At 34.5% G+C, this 15045-nt stretch carries 19 protein-coding genes and 1 other annotated feature; of the genes, 2 read left to right on the top strand and 17 right to left on the bottom strand.

Annotated features, from left to right (window positions below; translation table 11 throughout):
- Positions 1–473: 473 nt before the first annotated feature.
- The 17 genes from rplL to AC1RPT_RS06645 form a co-directional block, all read right to left on the bottom strand.
- Positions 474–842 (bottom strand): 50S ribosomal protein L7/L12, encoded by a 369-nt coding sequence (gene rplL, locus AC1RPT_RS06725; RefSeq protein WP_409021534.1) that lies wholly within the window; start codon positions 840–842, stop codon positions 474–476.
- A gap of 69 nt (positions 843–911) precedes the next feature.
- Entirely contained in the window at positions 912–1418 is a 507-nt protein-coding gene (gene rplJ, locus AC1RPT_RS06720; RefSeq protein ID WP_481761895.1) for a 50S ribosomal protein L10, read from the bottom strand.
- Positions 1419–1452: 34 nt separating this feature from the next.
- Positions 1453–1568: a sequence feature (ribosomal protein L10 leader region), on the bottom strand.
- Between the two features lie 63 nt (positions 1569–1631).
- Positions 1632–2315, bottom strand: a complete 684-nt coding sequence (gene rplA / locus AC1RPT_RS06715) for a 50S ribosomal protein L1 (protein ID WP_409021536.1) — start codon at positions 2313–2315, stop codon at positions 1632–1634.
- Between the two features lie 105 nt (positions 2316–2420).
- Positions 2421–2846, bottom strand: coding sequence for a 50S ribosomal protein L11 (gene rplK, locus AC1RPT_RS06710; protein ID WP_409021537.1), 426 nt, complete (start codon positions 2844–2846; stop codon positions 2421–2423).
- Positions 2847–2960: 114 nt separating this feature from the next.
- Positions 2961–3818, bottom strand: coding sequence for an alpha/beta hydrolase (locus AC1RPT_RS06705; protein WP_481761894.1), 858 nt, complete (start codon positions 3816–3818; stop codon positions 2961–2963).
- 32 nt (positions 3819–3850) lie between these two features.
- Complete coding sequence (gene nusG / locus AC1RPT_RS06700) at positions 3851–4402, bottom strand: transcription termination/antitermination protein NusG (protein WP_409022813.1); 552 nt, start codon at positions 4400–4402, stop codon at positions 3851–3853.
- A 115-nt stretch (positions 4403–4517) separates the two neighbouring features.
- Entirely contained in the window at positions 4518–4697 is a 180-nt protein-coding gene (secE, locus tag AC1RPT_RS06695; protein WP_057974232.1) for a preprotein translocase subunit SecE, read from the bottom strand.
- Between the two features lie 10 nt (positions 4698–4707).
- Positions 4708–4857, bottom strand: a complete 150-nt coding sequence (gene rpmG, locus AC1RPT_RS06690) for a 50S ribosomal protein L33 (protein WP_057974231.1) — start codon at positions 4855–4857, stop codon at positions 4708–4710.
- Positions 4858–4978: 121 nt separating this feature from the next.
- The gene (locus AC1RPT_RS06685; RefSeq protein WP_481761893.1) at positions 4979–5587 is read right to left on the bottom strand and encodes an RNA polymerase sigma factor; all 609 of its coding nucleotides are present in this window, start codon (positions 5585–5587) and stop codon (positions 4979–4981) included.
- A 68-nt stretch (positions 5588–5655) separates the two neighbouring features.
- Positions 5656–6180 (bottom strand): NYN domain-containing protein, encoded by a 525-nt coding sequence (locus AC1RPT_RS06680; RefSeq protein ID WP_481761892.1) that lies wholly within the window; start codon positions 6178–6180, stop codon positions 5656–5658.
- Between the two features lie 2 nt (positions 6181–6182).
- Entirely contained in the window at positions 6183–6941 is a 759-nt protein-coding gene (rlmB, locus tag AC1RPT_RS06675; protein ID WP_481761891.1) for a 23S rRNA (guanosine(2251)-2'-O)-methyltransferase RlmB, read from the bottom strand.
- A complete protein-coding gene (locus AC1RPT_RS06670) occupies positions 6922–7344 on the bottom strand; it encodes a Mini-ribonuclease 3 (RefSeq protein ID WP_409021543.1) in 423 nt (140 codons plus the stop codon). Before AC1RPT_RS06670 ends, rlmB begins: the two co-directional genes overlap by 20 nt.
- Complete coding sequence (gene cysS / locus AC1RPT_RS06665; protein WP_481761915.1) at positions 7344–8753, bottom strand: cysteine--tRNA ligase; 1410 nt, start codon at positions 8751–8753, stop codon at positions 7344–7346. The genes AC1RPT_RS06670 and cysS overlap by 1 nt, the downstream gene beginning before the upstream one ends.
- Before the next feature lie 258 nt (positions 8754–9011).
- Positions 9012–10505, bottom strand: coding sequence for a glutamate--tRNA ligase (gene gltX / locus AC1RPT_RS06660; protein ID WP_481761890.1), 1494 nt, complete (start codon positions 10503–10505; stop codon positions 9012–9014).
- Between the two features lie 128 nt (positions 10506–10633).
- On the bottom strand, positions 10634–11746 hold the full coding sequence (locus tag AC1RPT_RS06655) for a PIN/TRAM domain-containing protein (protein WP_481761889.1): 1113 nt from the start codon (positions 11744–11746) through the stop codon (positions 10634–10636).
- A gap of 16 nt (positions 11747–11762) precedes the next feature.
- Positions 11763–13133, bottom strand: coding sequence for a DNA repair protein RadA (radA, locus tag AC1RPT_RS06650; RefSeq protein WP_409021546.1), 1371 nt, complete (start codon positions 13131–13133; stop codon positions 11763–11765).
- 101 nt (positions 13134–13234) lie between these two features.
- Positions 13235–13771 (bottom strand): dCTP deaminase/dUTPase family protein, encoded by a 537-nt coding sequence (locus AC1RPT_RS06645; protein ID WP_481761888.1) that lies wholly within the window; start codon positions 13769–13771, stop codon positions 13235–13237.
- 112 nt (positions 13772–13883) lie between these two features.
- Between AC1RPT_RS06645 and AC1RPT_RS06640 the strand changes: the two genes are divergently transcribed.
- Positions 13884–14168 carry a GNAT family N-acetyltransferase gene (locus AC1RPT_RS06640; protein ID WP_481761887.1) on the top strand — a complete coding sequence of 95 codons (285 nt, stop codon included), beginning with the start codon at positions 13884–13886 and terminating at the stop codon, positions 14166–14168.
- Between the two features lie 20 nt (positions 14169–14188).
- Positions 14189–14890, top strand: a complete 702-nt coding sequence (gene rpiA, locus AC1RPT_RS06635; RefSeq protein WP_481761886.1) for a ribose-5-phosphate isomerase RpiA — start codon at positions 14189–14191, stop codon at positions 14888–14890.
- The last annotated feature ends 155 nt before the right edge of the window (positions 14891–15045 follow it).

Raw genomic sequence — 15045 nt, 5'->3', positions numbered from 1 at the left:
AATGTAGTCTATGTAAAATTTGGTATAAAATAACTAACATCACCATAAAAATAATTTGCTTCGATCTAGTTACTATTTCTAAATTAACTCTTTTATCTACATACTAACTAATTTTAAATAAGCGCTGGTGATCATGCCAAACTGTGGACATTAATAAATAACTAATGATGTATATAGAAAAAGTTTAACATTAATTAATAATTCGACGAATTTCTAATTTTAAAGAGATTTCAAACGCTAATATTGGAATAGTTATCGCTATCCTTTAAATAGACGCTTCTAATTATGTTCGTTTATAGCTTACCCCCTCTACATTTTGTCCATTTTATTCAATATTTTTTCAGATATATGTTTATTTAAATACCTTACCACGATTTATTAACATAACCAAACATTTTGCAAAAAAATAGCACGATGATTTCCAATAAATTGGAAATCATCGTGCTTAAAATTATTCAAAAATAAAAATATTATTATTTGAGAGTAACTACTGCGCCAACTTCTTCTAAAGAAGCTTTCATTGCTTCAGCTTCGTCTTTAGAAATACCTTCTTTGATAACTGATGGAATGTTATCAACTAAACCTTTAGCGTCTTTAAGGCCTAAACCTGTAATTTCGCGAACGGCTTTGATAGCTTTAACTTTTTGGTCGCCAGCTTCTGTTAATTCAACAGTAAATTCTGATTTTTCAGCAGCAGCTTCGCCAGCACCAGCGCCAGCAGCAGCTACAGGAGCAGCAGCTGAAACACCGAATTCTTCTTCGATTGCTTTAACTAAGTCGTTTAAATCTAAAATGCTTGCTTCTTTTAAATCAGCAATGATTTTTTCTGTATCTAATGACATGTGTGTATCCTCCATTTTATGTGTACGATTTTGTGTGTACCTTTAGGTACCGATCATAGATGCTAAGTATTAAGCAGCAGGTTCTTCGTCTTTACTTTCTGCAACAGCGTTAATTGCATAAGCAACGTTGCGAACAGGTGCTTGTAATACTGAAAGTAACATTGAAAGTAAGCCATCACGACTAGGTAATGTAGCAAGAGCGTTAATTTCTTCTAACGTTGCAACTTTACCTTCAATGACACCACCTTTAATGCTAAGTGCTTCAGCAGTCTTAGCAAAATTAGCCATAATACGTGCAGGTGCAACAACATCTTCGCTAGAAAATGCGACTGCAGTAGGTCCAGAAAATACTTCTTCCATACCTTCATACCCTGCTTTTTCAGCAGCACGTACTAAAATCTTGTTTTTGATAACTTTCATTTCAACGCCTGCTTCGCGTAATTCCTTACGTAATGCAGTCACTTGTTCAACCGTTAAACCACGGTAATCCACAACAACTGCAGATGCAGCGTTATTGAATTTTTCAGTTACTTCATCCACAATTAATGCTTTTTGTGCGATAAATTCTTTACTCATAATTGATTCACCTCCTGTAGTCGTGTCAGAGCTTTTTTACAATAAAAAAACTCCGTGTCCACCAAGACACAGAGAGAGTAATACTTCACTCCTCGGCAGGTAAATTAAGGCTTGCGCCACCTGAGTCTTCGGTAGAATCATAAATTAATTGACTTCCATAAATTTAACACAGTTAGATATATGGGTCAACTAAAGAAATTTAATTATCTAATATTAGTTTTGAGCCAAGTTTAAGCTTGGACCAAATGTTGTAGCAACAGATAAATGTTTGATATAGCCACCCTTAACTGATGATGGGCGAGCTTTAACAATAACATCGTTGATAACATCAAAGTTACCAATTAATGCTGCATCATCAAATGATACTTTACCAATTGGAACATGAACATTTCCATCTCTATCAGTACGGTAAGTTACCTTGCCGGCTTTAGATTCTGAAACTGCTTTTTCAACGTCCATTGTAACAGTACCTGTTTTAGGATTAGGCATTAAACCTTTAGGTCCTAAGACACGGCCTAAACGTCCAACTTGGGCCATCATATCTGGTGTTGCAATAGCAACATCAAAATCTAACCAGCCACCAGAAATACGTTCAACCAAGTCATCATCACCAACAACGTCAGCGCCGGCTGCAAGTGCAGCTTTAGCTTTATCGCCTTTAGCGAATACAACAACAGTTTGGTCTTTACCAGTACCATTTGGAAGTACAACAGCCCCACGTAATTGTTGGTCTGCTTGTTTTGTATCTAAGTTTAAGTTGTAAGCAAGTTCAATTGTAGCGTCAAACTTAGCAAAGTCCATTTTCTTAGCTAATGCGATTGCATCAGTAATTGAATAGTTTTTACCTTCTTCAACTTGTTTTAAAGCGTCTTGATAATTTTTACCTTTTTTAGCCATCTTGAATTTTCCTCCTTGCAATATGTGGTCTAACGGATAAACCTCCCACTTGATACATCTATTTTCATAGAGTATCCGACCGAGAAGCGTGTTTGTAGTTAGGAATTAACCTTCTACAACGAATCCCATGCTTCGTGCAGTTCCTTCGATCATGCGCATTGCAGATTCAACACCTGAAGCGTTTAGATCTTGCATTTTAGTTTCAGCGATTTGTTGAACTTGAGCACTAGTTACTGTTGCAACTTTTTTAGTGTTAGGTTCGCCAGAACCACTTTCAACGCCTGCAGCTTTCTTTAAAAGAACTGCTGCGGGTGGTGTTTTTGTAACGAAATCGAATGAACGATCTTCGTAAACACTAATTACAACGGGAATTAACATACCAGCTTGGTCAGCTGTACGTGCATTGAATTCCTTTGTAAAGCCCATGATATTAATACCAGCTTGTCCTAATGCAGGACCAACCGGTGGAGCAGGAGTTGCTTTCCCTGCTGGAATTTGTAATTTAACGACGTTTGCTACTGTTTTAGCCACGTGACATACCTCCTTGTAAAATCCGTGCGTGGTAAATGGAGATATAAATTTCTCCTCCCACTGTATGCAGAACATACTAATATAATATAACACCCAGATGGGTTCCACGCAATCTTATTTATGCTTTTTCCATAAAAATGTGTAAATTGATTCATCAACTCGTTTATTTTCATGTAATAATCTGTGTGCTGCTCTTCGACCGCTCACAATAAGTTCCTGATAATTAAGCTGATTTTCAACTAAATAGCGAAGTGATAAAACACTATTAATGGAAACAGCGCCATCATTGCCATTTTTCAAATCGCCAGCAATATTTAAAAATTGTAAATTCTCCGGTAGATGCTGCATTGCCTTTTCAAAATACTGGTAGAGTGAAGTCGTTTCCACTGGACCTTTATCAGTTAAAAATAAATCTTCAATGATAGGCGTATTTTGTGCTACATTATGATCATTGTATGGTGCACCAATTGAAATGGCATGTGCCACCATTGGGACATCAGTCATATCTCTGTATTCTGTCATATAGCGTAATATACTGACACTACCCATTGAATGCCCAACAAAATCGACCTTTTCAATGGCATAAGCGCCATATAAAAATTGCATAATATAATGTAACCATAAGCTTTGTTTTTCAACAGGAGCTATATTATTTTTAAATAAAACTTGAATGAATGGTTGCGCAGATCTTAATTGACCTTCAACATGTAAACTACCATTATCATCAACTATGATAACCATATCTTTACGACCATAGCCTGCTCGTTCAAAACGGGCAATCATTGGGCCAAAAGAAAGTCGATTACCACTATAACCGTGAACAAATAGTGTTGGGGTCATCTTGTCGCTAGGTACAATTGGATCAGAGGCATCAATTGAAACATGCCCTAATCGTCTAAATTTATTCCCAATGAAAAAACTTGTGCCTGCTCCTAGACCTAACAAGCCTATCTTCAAAAGTCCCTTAGTCATTAAATCACCTTCTACTTTTGTGAGTTATCACCCTAGCCTAATAATTTATCTACTTGATCAAAGTTCAATTCTGTACTTGTTTCACGACCAAACATATCAATATCAACTTTAAGTTTTAATTTTTCATTATCAATTTCCGTTACTTTACCGATAAGGTTAGCAAATGCACCTTCAATAATTGTGACAGATTCACCAATTTCAATGTCCAATTCTTGATGACGAGCACTCATACCCAAACGACGAAGAATCAATTCTACTTCTTCAGGTAATAGTGGTGCTGGTTTACTTCCGGCCCCATGAGAACCAACGAACCCAGTTACGCCTGGTGTATTACGAACAACATACCATGATTCATCTGACATACCCATCTCAACTAAAACATATCCAGGGAATGTTTTCTTCATATCTGTTTTTTCTTTACCATTTTTAACTTCACGTTCTTCTTCTTCAGGAACAACTACACGGAAAATAAAATCTTCCATACCCATTGATTGTGCACGTGATTCAATATTTGTTTTAACTTTATTTTCGTAACCAGAGTAAGTATGTAAGACATACCAACTTTTTTCGATTGATTCCATTATATATATCTCTCCTTAAATTATCAGCTTCATTTTTCTCAAACAAAAAAAACTCCGCATCAACGAAGTTTTCTCACTTGTGTCATTATATCAAAACATCAGTTAAATAGCTATTCTTCTATGAAAATAGGGTTAAGAATGCAGAAGCACCTGAATCAACAATCCAGAAGAAAATCGCAAACATAATTGCAGTTACAACAACAGTTGTTGTATCACGACGTAGTTCCTTACCTGTTGGCCAAGTTGTTGCTTTAATTTCTACGATAACACTTTTAAGAAATGCATTAATTTTTCTCATAACTATCCCCCTATTTTGTTTCACGATGTAACGTATGTTTATTACAATATTTACAAAATTTATTTACTTCTAAGCGTTCGGTTCTGCTCGGTTTTGCAGCTACAATATAATTTCGTGAGCCACAAACGATACAAGCCAATGCTACTTTTCTTTGTGCCATGACTTTTTCTCCTTAATGTAAAGTTAACTAACGCTAACTTCGACTAACATTTTTAAAGAATACACTCATTTTACATTAAAAGAAAGAAAAAAGGAACCACCCTCTTTTCTTTCTTTCCTAATTATCGATTTTCTTTAAAAAATAACCCAAGCTTACTCTTACACCTTGAGATAGATCCTAATACCTTTTTCATATCGCACTCTAAAATAAGCGCAATTTCTTCTGGCTTTTTCATTTGATAATAAAGTAAAACAAAAGTACTTCTTTCTAACTCTGACAATTTCAATTCAAAATCATCCAATTTTTCTTGAAGGATAATTCTGTCATCTGCCAATATCTCACAATAAAACGAAGGCCGTTCACATTCACCATAAGTTTCTTCATATCGTTCCAAAGAATGCGAGTTCGCATCAGACAGCCTTTTAGTCGCTGATTGTTTGCGAATTAAACTAAAAATACAATTCGATAGACTGGTTTTAAAATACTGTCCAAACGTAATTCCTTTGTTCGGTTGGTAATTTTTTAATGCTTTAAAACAAACAGCTCTAGCCTCTTGTAAAAAATCTTCAGTATCCCATAATTTTAGATAGTATTTACGAATCATCGAATAAACCATTGGACGATATCGTTCAAATAACGGTTCAAATTTATGTTCTGCACCTAATTTAATTTGGCAAATCAATTGAAAATCTGTTTCGTTTTCAGTACTCCGGTAAGTTTCATCTAACAAGTAGACTCTCCATATCCGGGTCTCCATTTTTCAATATACCAAACATAATGACTGATTACAACAGTTGCTTAGTCATGTGATAGGTGATCACGCAATTCAGCCAGACTATCTAATTGTTCTGAGTCCCATGGTGAACGACGAACCGATGCCTCCGTTTGATATTTTTTGGCTTGTTGAGCAACTTCTTTTTTAGATTCATTAATGTCTTTGTATAACTCCCATGCAGGAATTCTTAATGCACCTTGTGAGAAAATAGTCCACTGTTCTGCTTGATCACTCGTTGCAACAGTTACCTGTGTGAGTTTAGTCTGTAACTCACCTATCATTGCTTCAATATAACTATCAGCCGTCTGACCCTCTGCTGTCCAAATAATCTCTAATCCATATTTTGTATAACTCTTTGATAGTCCTGGAACATACATTGCATCAAAGACAACGATTAACCGAGAGTCAATCTGTTTATGATAATTTGATAATTTGTGCAGTAGCAAGTCACGTGCTTCATCAAGTCGCTCTGATTGTTTCAATCGATTTAATTCTGGCCAATTACCAATCATATTATAGGCATCTACAACCAAAATTTGCTTTTTCATTATTATTTACCCCTAGAAGTAAATCCTTGATAAATAAGTAAACTGGCTGCGACACTGGCGTTTAAACTTTGAACGTGTCCAACCATTGGAATAGTCAACATACCATCACAAGCTTTTTTCAATAACGGTGAAATACCTTTACCTTCGTTACCAATTACGAGGGCTGTGGGTCCTTTAGCATCCCATTCACGATAATCTTGTCCATCCATATCTGTTCCGAAGACCCATAATCCGGCCTTTTTCAATTCATTTACAGTATTTACCAAATTAGTTACGCGAGCAACTGGCATATATTCAATTGCACCTGTTGACGTCTTAGCAACTGTTGACGTTAAACCGACTGCGCGACGTTTTGGAATAATAATTCCATGTACACCCGCAGCATCGGCTGTTCTCATAATTGATCCTAAGTTATGTGGATCTTCAACATTATCTAAAATAAGGAAAAATGGTGGTTCATCTTTATCAGCTGCACTTTTGAAAAGATCTTCAATAGTTGCATATTCAAATGCGGCAACTGCTACAATAACGCCTTGGTGATTTTGTTGATCTGATAATAAATCTAATTTACTTTTAGGAACTAGTTGTGTGATAATACCTTTTTTCTTAGCTAACTGTTCAATACCACTTAAAACATCTGATTTTAATCCAGTTTGTAAAAATAATTTGTTAATTGATTGATTACTTTTTAACGCTGCTTCTACAGGGTGACGACCAATAATAAAATCGCCAGCCTCTTCACTACTTCTTGGTTGTCCCATTTAAGTTCTCCTTTTCAACGGTGTTAATACACCATTTTGCCAATTCGGCCAATCTATCGTTTTGATTACTCAAAAATAAGTAGCCAAACAATGCTTCAAATCCAGTTGAAATACGATACGTTATTACTGATGTATTTTTAGCTGAAGTATGACTTTTAGCATTACGTCCACGTTTAAAGTAGTCTATTTCTTCTTCAGTTAAAATATTATTTTCTGTCATTTTATCTATCAAGAAAGCTTGTGCTTTGGCTGATACATAATGTGTTGCTTGATGGTGTAATTGAGTTGGTCTTGTAAGTCCTTGTACAAGTAAGTGTTTACGAACAAATACTTCATAAATACCATCGCCCATATAAGCTAACGCAATCCCATTCATTTGTTGATAATCTGCATTATTTTCCATTAGTCTTTTCTCCATCTAGTTCCTTGTGGTGTGTCTTCCAAAATAATTCCTTCTGCTGCAAGTTGATCTCGAATTTCATCGCTTTTTTGAAAATCTTTTTGTTTCTTAGCTTCTATTCTTTGTGCAATTAATTTTTCAACTCTGATATCTAGAGCATCAGCTACTTGTCCAAAAGCTAATCCAAAAACTGATGTCATTTCTTTAAAAATTTCTAACAAGTGATTAATTGAATCTCGTTCCACTTGTTTGTTTTCAGAATAGACATTCATTTTCTTAGCTAAATCATAGATAACTGCAATACCATTTTGTGAATTAAAATCATCATCCATAGCAGTTTCAAAATTGGATAAGCTCTCATTAATTTGATTTTCTATTAATTTATTTTCTCCTGAAATAGCATCGTTCAATCGATAAGTTAAGTTATCAAATGCTGTTTTCAATTTATTTAAATTATTAGTCGCTTCATCAATATTCGCTTGGCTATACTGAATTGGACGGCGGTAATGCGTTGTTGCCATAAAGAAACGGATAACTTGTGGATTGACTTCTTTAATCATATCATGCACCGTAACAAAATTACCTAGTGATTTACTCATTTTTTCATCATTTTCACCAATTGTTACAAATCCATTATGCATCCAATAGTTAGCAAATTTTTGACCCGTTTCAGCTTCACTTTGAGCGATTTCATTTTCATGATGTGGAAACATTAAATCCTGTCCACCACCATGAATATCAATCGTTGGACCTAGGTATTTTGTTGCCATTACAGAACACTCAATGTGCCAACCCGGACGGCCCTTACCAAATGGAGAGTTCCAAGAAAGATCATCATTTTTGACTGATTTCCAAAGTGCAAAATCAATTTCATCTTCTTTTCGAGCCGTTTCTTCAGTATCAACATGCTGACTGGCACCTTGTTCTAATTCGTTGATATTTTGATCAGATAATTTACCATAATCTGGAGATTTACGCGTTCTAAAATAAACATCCCCATCAGATACATAAGCATAACCTTTATCAATTAAATTTAATATAAATTGAATGATATCATCAATATTTTCTGTCGCCTTTGGATTTTTAGTTGCTGGTTCAATCGCCAATGCCTTGGTATCTTCCATGAAAGCAGCAATAAACTTATCGGCTAATTGTTGAACTGTTATATGGTCTTCTTTAGCAGCTTTGATCATTTTATCATCAACATCTGTAAAATTAGATACATAGTTAACTTTAAAATGACGATATTCAAAATATCGACGAATTGTATCAAACGCAATAGCACTTCGCGCATTTCCAATATGAATATAGTTATAAACGGTTGGCCCGCAAACGTACATACTAACTTTCCCAGACACAAGTGGTTTAAAAACCTCTTTTTGATTCGTTAATGTATTATAAATTGAAATCATTTTATCACCCGCCATTTAATCTTTTTGTTAAAAAAAGACGTCTTTTATATACTTATAAAAGACGTCTTCAACGTTGTTCCACTCCTTAAGATGTAGTGAACCTACATCCAACAATGAGTTAACGTTCATTACACGACTATAATTACTTTGTTCATCATAGCATTTTAAAGAGGCACTTCACAACTAACGTTTGTTTTCTCACATCACCGAAAACTTTCTAAAAAACGCCAATAAGTTGTTACTCTCTCTTATCAAAAATTATTTTGTATTCATTTCTTCTAACGTTTTGTTCAAATGAGCTAATGCTTTTTCACGACCAAGCAATTCGATTGATGCTGGTAGTTCTGGTCCATGCATTTCACGCGTTGTTGCAATACGGATTGGCATATATAATTGACGACCTTTAATTTTTGTATCTTTTTGAATTGATTTAATTGTTGCTTGGATAGCAACAGCATCAAAAATATCAATCGTTTTAATGCGTTCAGCAAATTCTTTTAAAACTGTTGGTGCTGTTTCAACAGCTAACTCTGCCTTTGCTTCATCATCAAGAACAGGTGGTTCGCTTAAAAATACTTCTGCCATTTCAGTAATTTGACCTGTATATGACATTTGTTGCTTATAAAGGCTAATTAATTTACGAGCCCATTCAATTCTTTCTGCACTTGGATCAGCTTCAATTTTACCATCTTGAATTAATTGACGTAAAGCCAAATCCATTACTTTATCTTCATCAGCTGTTTTAATATATTGATTATTAATCCATTCTAATTTTTTACCATCAAATGAAGCTGGTGACTTGCTTAAACGTTTAGGATCAAACATTTTAATCAATTCTTGGCGAGAGAAAATTTCACTTTCGCCAACTGGTGACCAGCCTAATAAGGTAATGAAGTTTACCATAGCTTCTGGCAAGTAGCCTAATTCACGATATTGTTCAATGAATTGGAGAACATTTTCATCACGTTTACTTAATTTTTTTCCTGTTTCTGTATTGATAATTAATGTCATATGTCCAAAGATAGGTGCATCCCAGCCAAATGCTTCATAAATCATCAATTGCTTAGGCGTATTGGCAATATGGTCATCCCCACGAAGAACATGCGTAATTTCCATCAAGTGATCATCAACAACAACAGCAAAGTTATATGTTGGCATACCATCACGTTTTTGAATAACAAAATCGCCACCAATAGTATTGGAATCAAAGGTAATTTCACCTTTAACAATATCTTTAAATTCGTATTTTTTGTTTGCTGGAACACGGAAACGAATAACAGGTGTTAAACCGGCAGCTTTTGACTCTGCAATTTTAGCAGTAATCTCATCATCAGACATACCTGCATATTCGTATTCATAATGTGGCATTTCATTACGTGCTTTTTGAGCATCACGGTCTGCTTCGAGTTCATCTTCTGTTTTATATGACTCGTAAGCTAAATTTTTATCCACTAATTCTTGGATTAATGGTAAATAGATATCTTTACGTTCTGATTGACGATAAGGACCAAATTCTCCTGGTTTGTCAGGACCTTCATCCCAATCCATGCCTAACCATTTTAAGTTATCTAGTTGGCTGCGTTCACCATCAGCAATATTTCTCTTTGTATCAGTATCTTCAATACGGATAACAAAAGTACCCTTTTGACTTCTCGCAAATAAGTAATTAAATAGAGCGGTACGAGCATTTCCAATGTGTAAATGTCCAGTTGGACTTGGTGCATATCTGACACGAATTTTATTTTTAGCCATGATAACGCCTCTTTCTTTTTTCTGTATTTAGTTACTACGATATAAACCGTTTATTTAAGGCTTTATTCAACTAATCTAGTTTACAATGAATCGGATAAAAAATAAAGCCAATAATCTTAGTATTGACTTTATTTCTTATCGTTTATTTTTTTCATTGAATGTAATGGTTTTGCAAAAATCATTCTTCCAGCATCCGTTTGAAGTGCACTTGTAACGACAACGTCAATTGATTTGTTTAGGAAATACTTTCCTTCTTCCACGACAACCATTGTTCCATCATCCAAATAAGCAACACCTTGTTGACGCTCAGAACCATTTTTTATTACCATAACATGTAATTGTTCTCCAGGAATAACCCGAGGTTTCAATGATTTAGCTAGTGCATTTACATTCAAAATCTGGACATTTTGAAATTCGCTAACTTTGTTTAAATTAAAATCATTTGTGACAATAACCCCATCAATCGTTTTAGCTAATTTAATTAACTTACTATCTACTTCTTCAATTTCTTCAAAATCACCTTCATACATTTCAATCGGCATGATTTTTTCATCTTGAAGTTTATTTAAAATATCTAATCCTCTACGACCCCGAACACGTTTGATACTATCAGCTGAATCTGCAATATATTGGAGTTCATATAAAACAAAATTAGGAACTAATAATGTTCCTTCAATAAAGCCAGTTTTAATCAAATCATAAATCCGGCCATCAATTAAGATATTTGTATCTAATATTTTATATTCATGATAATTATCATTGACATTACGGTCTAGTAAACTACTTTCAACGACATCACTTTTCTTATTTTTTGATGCAAATAATTTACGCCAATCCTCCAAACGATTAGTTCCTATAACAAAACCCAAGTATCCAAGTAAAAATAGTAACAAAACGGGTACAATTGTGTTCAATAGCCATATTTCTGATCGATAGAATGGTGTTGAGATTAAAATTGCAATAACCATACCAACAATAGTTGAAACACTCGCTGTTAGTAGCATCATTGGGCTTTGATTAGTTAAATAATTTTCAATATTTGCCAGTAATTTTTCTAGTGGCGTTATGATAAATAAAGATAGAATAAGAGCTAAACCGACACCTATTAAAAAATTAACAACACTATTATTTAATATACCAATCTCCGCAATACTCACTAATTTCCAAAAAAGTGGTAGCAAACTAACACCAATTCCACCGCCGACTAGTGCAACAACACCTTTAATAATATTTCTACGCATTGACAACTCCTCCTTTCTAACTAAACACTACTTTTAGTGCTTCGCTTAGTGTAGCAACACCAACAACTGTAATTCCTTTAGGTGGTGTCCATCCTGATAAATTATTTTTAGGAATAAAAATTCGTTTAAATCCAAGCTTTTGTGCTTCAGCAACCCGTTGTTCAATCCGATTAACACGTCGAATTTCACCAGTCAATCCAATTTCACCTACAAAACTGTCTGCAGGGTCTGTTTCTTTATCTCGATAACTTGACGCAATACTAACAGCAATCGCTAAATCAATAGCTGGTTCATCTAATTTTACGCCACCAGCCGCCTTAAGATAAGCATCCTGGTTCTGTAATAATAAACTTGCACGTTTTTCAAGAACGGCCATTATTAATGACACACGATTGTGATCAAGCCCTGTAGTTGTACGCTTCGCCGTTCCGTAAACTGTTGGTGTGATTAATGCTTGAACTTCAACCAAAATAGGTCGTGTTCCTTCCATAGATACAACAATAGCAGAACCTGTTGCGCCAGCCAAACGTTCTTCTAAGAAAATTTCTGATGGGTTTGCAACTTCAAATAACCCACCTTCACGCATATCAAAAATTCCAATTTCATTTGTTGAACCAAATCGGTTTTTAACAGCGCGTAAAATACGGAACGTGTGATGCATATCTCCTTCAAAATAAAGGACTGTATCAACCATATGTTCCAAAATTTTGGGACCAGCAATTGCACCACCTTTTGTTACATGTCCAACAATAAAAATCGTAATACCATTCGTTTTAGCAATTTGTAATAATTCAGCAGTTACTTCTCGAATTTGAGAAACACTGCCAACTGCAGCAGACATTTCTGGTTCTTGCATTGTTTGAATTGAGTCAATGACTACGTAATCAGGATTTAATGTCTCAATATTTTGACGAATATTACCCATATCTGTTTCAGGGTAAAGATAAAATTTCTGACCTCCAACACCGAGGCGCTGTGCACGCATTTTAATCTGAACAGCACTTTCTTCACCAGAAACATATAAGACAGTTCCGCCAGTTTGGCTTAGTTGACCAGAAACTTGTAAAAGTAATGTTGATTTACCAATGCCTGGATCACCACCAATTAAAACTAATGACCCGGGTACAACACCACCACCAAGAACACGATTTAATTCACCTAACTCAGTTTCAACACGTTCTTGTTCTGCCATTGAGATATCATCTAATAGTTCTGGTTTAACAGAAGCTCCAGTAAAACTGACACGAGCTTTACGATCTGCTTTTTGTGATTGTTCACGCTCTTCTACCATCGTGTTCCATTCGTTACAGTTAGGGCAACGACCCAAATACTTTGGTGAGGTGTATCCACAGTTTTGACATACAAATTGCGTTTTTACTTTTGCCATACAAACTCCCCACCCTTTCATTATAAATTCTATTGTTAATATTTTATCACATAAACGACAACCTGTAATTTCAATTGAAATTCTTAATCATTCTATAATAACTATTTACCTGATGAACCAAATCCGCCAATACGTTTTGTAGCGGTCACCTTTTCATTATCAACAGTTAAATAGGGCATAAAAATCCCTTGGCCTATCCGATCTCCTTTTTTTACCATTTGATCTTTTAAACTAAAATTAACAATTTGTATGAAAATTTCACCTTCATTTTTTTCGTTATTATAGTAATCAGAATCAATAACACCAATTCCATTTGGTAAAATCAGTCCACGTTTTAAGGGGCTACTTGAACGATTTGCTAATAATAAAAATTCATTATCTAGCATATACGCTTTAATTCCTGTGGGAATTAAATAAGGTTTCAAAATTTTATTTGCTTGAATGAGCTCTTCTTCAGCCACCGATTCACGATGCCTAATTAGCCATAAAACCTTTAAAAATCCACTTTTCCAGATTGAAGGTAATGTAAAATCTTCAGCTGCAGCTAAGTCATATCCTGCCGAAGTTGTTGTTGATCGAACGGGTAAGTCAATTTTCCCTGCATATTTAGTAACAATTTCAAATCCTCTTGTTTTCATTTGTTTATCCCCGTAATCTGTTTACTTTTTATCTTACCTCATTTATGACATAAATGGCTAGTTTTTGGGCATTTTTTAATGGTATAATTACATTCAAAGGGAAGGTGTTCAAATGGATTTCCAACTAAATGAAACCGATTTACGCGTGTACAACGTTAATGACGAGTTAATTAGTCGAATTAGTTTTACCATGATTAATGCTAATCAGACAATGGTCATTGAACATACTTGGGTAGCTGACAATCAGCGTCATCAAGGGCTTGCAAAAAGTACAACTGATTACTTAATTAAACAAGTTATTCTAAATCAGCAAACTATTTTACCATTATGCCCTTATACAAAGTTTTATTTTAGTGAACATCCAGAACTTTTAGAATTAATTTATACACCTAAATAAAAAATAGGAGAGTGACACACATGAATCAAGACAATTTAAAAAAATTAGTTGGACAAAAAGCTGTCGAGTTTATTAAAGACGGTATGGTTGTTGGACTTGGTACAGGCTCAACCGTTAAATTTATGGTAGATGCATTAGGTCAACGTGTTAAAAATGAAAACTTATCAATTATCGGTGTTTCAACATCAATTAGAACTGAAGAACAAGCAAAATCACTTGGTATTCCAGTTAAATCAGTTGATGAAGTTGACCACATTGATTTAACAATTGATGGTGCAGATGAAATTGATGACCATTTCCAAGGTATTAAAGGTGGCGGTGCTGCTCATTTATTTGAAAAAATTGTTGCTATTAATTCAAATCAAAATATGTGGATTGTTGATGAAAGTAAAATGGTTCATACGTTGGGTAAATTCCCTCTTCCCGTTGAAGTTATCCCTTACGGTAGTCATCAATTATTCAAAAAATTAGAAGCTAAAGGATTTAATCCCAAATTTAGAACTGTTGATAATGAAAATGTTTTAACTGACTCTAAAAATTTTGTCATCGATTTATATTTAGGTGAAATAAACGATCCTGCTAGCATACAAGATTATTTAGCTAAACAAGTTGGTGTTGTAGAACAAGGTCTATTTTTAGATTGTGTAAATACGGTTATCGTTGGACGTCAAGATGGTCCTGAAGTTTTACACGCACGTTCTGACACCTTTACAATTAAATAATTCTAAAGAAGAGCTAATTTTTATTGGCTCTTTTTAAATACGCAAATTGATTTTATTTAAAAATGAGAATTTTCTTTTCTTTTTAACATTGTTTACTAATCTAACGAGATATATTATAATAGCCACAGTACTTAAATCTTATATAGGAGTGTGAT

The sequence above is a fragment of the Dellaglioa sp. CoH-56-MRSF-11 genome, assembly GCF_056782135.1.
This window is presented reverse-complemented; position numbering and strand designations above follow the sequence as displayed.

What these genes read in the sequence shown, in the direction of transcription:
- AC1RPT_RS06680 (WP_481761892.1), bottom strand. Translation starts at nt 6,180, where the DNA reads ATGAAAAAGCAAATTTTGGTTGTAGATGCCTATAATATGATTGGTAAT.
- rplL (WP_409021534.1), bottom strand. Translation starts at nt 842, where the DNA reads ATGTCATTAGATACAGAAAAAATCATTGCTGATTTAAAAGAAGCAAGC.
- rlmB (WP_481761891.1), bottom strand. Translation starts at nt 6,941, where the DNA reads ATGGGACAACCAAGAAGTAGTGAAGAGGCTGGCGATTTTATTATTGGT.
- rpiA (WP_481761886.1), top strand. Translation starts at nt 14,189, where the DNA reads ATGAATCAAGACAATTTAAAAAAATTAGTTGGACAAAAAGCTGTCGAG.
- AC1RPT_RS06640 (WP_481761887.1), top strand. Translation starts at nt 13,884, where the DNA reads ATGGATTTCCAACTAAATGAAACCGATTTACGCGTGTACAACGTTAAT.
- rplA (WP_409021536.1), bottom strand. Translation starts at nt 2,315, where the DNA reads ATGGCTAAAAAAGGTAAAAATTATCAAGACGCTTTAAAACAAGTTGAA.
- AC1RPT_RS06655 (WP_481761889.1), bottom strand. Translation starts at nt 11,746, where the DNA reads ATGCGTAGAAATATTATTAAAGGTGTTGTTGCACTAGTCGGCGGTGGA.
- cysS (WP_481761915.1), bottom strand. Translation starts at nt 8,753, where the DNA reads ATGATTTCAATTTATAATACATTAACGAATCAAAAAGAGGTTTTTAAA.
- AC1RPT_RS06705 (WP_481761894.1), bottom strand. Translation starts at nt 3,818, where the DNA reads ATGACTAAGGGACTTTTGAAGATAGGCTTGTTAGGTCTAGGAGCAGGC.
- AC1RPT_RS06670 (WP_409021543.1), bottom strand. Translation starts at nt 7,344, where the DNA reads ATGGAAAATAATGCAGATTATCAACAAATGAATGGGATTGCGTTAGCT.
- rplJ (WP_481761895.1), bottom strand. Translation starts at nt 1,418, where the DNA reads ATGAGTAAAGAATTTATCGCACAAAAAGCATTAATTGTGGATGAAGTA.
- gltX (WP_481761890.1), bottom strand. Translation starts at nt 10,505, where the DNA reads ATGGCTAAAAATAAAATTCGTGTCAGATATGCACCAAGTCCAACTGGA.
- AC1RPT_RS06645 (WP_481761888.1), bottom strand. Translation starts at nt 13,771, where the DNA reads ATGAAAACAAGAGGATTTGAAATTGTTACTAAATATGCAGGGAAAATT.
- rpmG (WP_057974231.1), bottom strand. Translation starts at nt 4,857, where the DNA reads ATGGCACAAAGAAAAGTAGCATTGGCTTGTATCGTTTGTGGCTCACGA.
- secE (WP_057974232.1), bottom strand. Translation starts at nt 4,697, where the DNA reads ATGAGAAAAATTAATGCATTTCTTAAAAGTGTTATCGTAGAAATTAAA.
- radA (WP_409021546.1), bottom strand. Translation starts at nt 13,133, where the DNA reads ATGGCAAAAGTAAAAACGCAATTTGTATGTCAAAACTGTGGATACACC.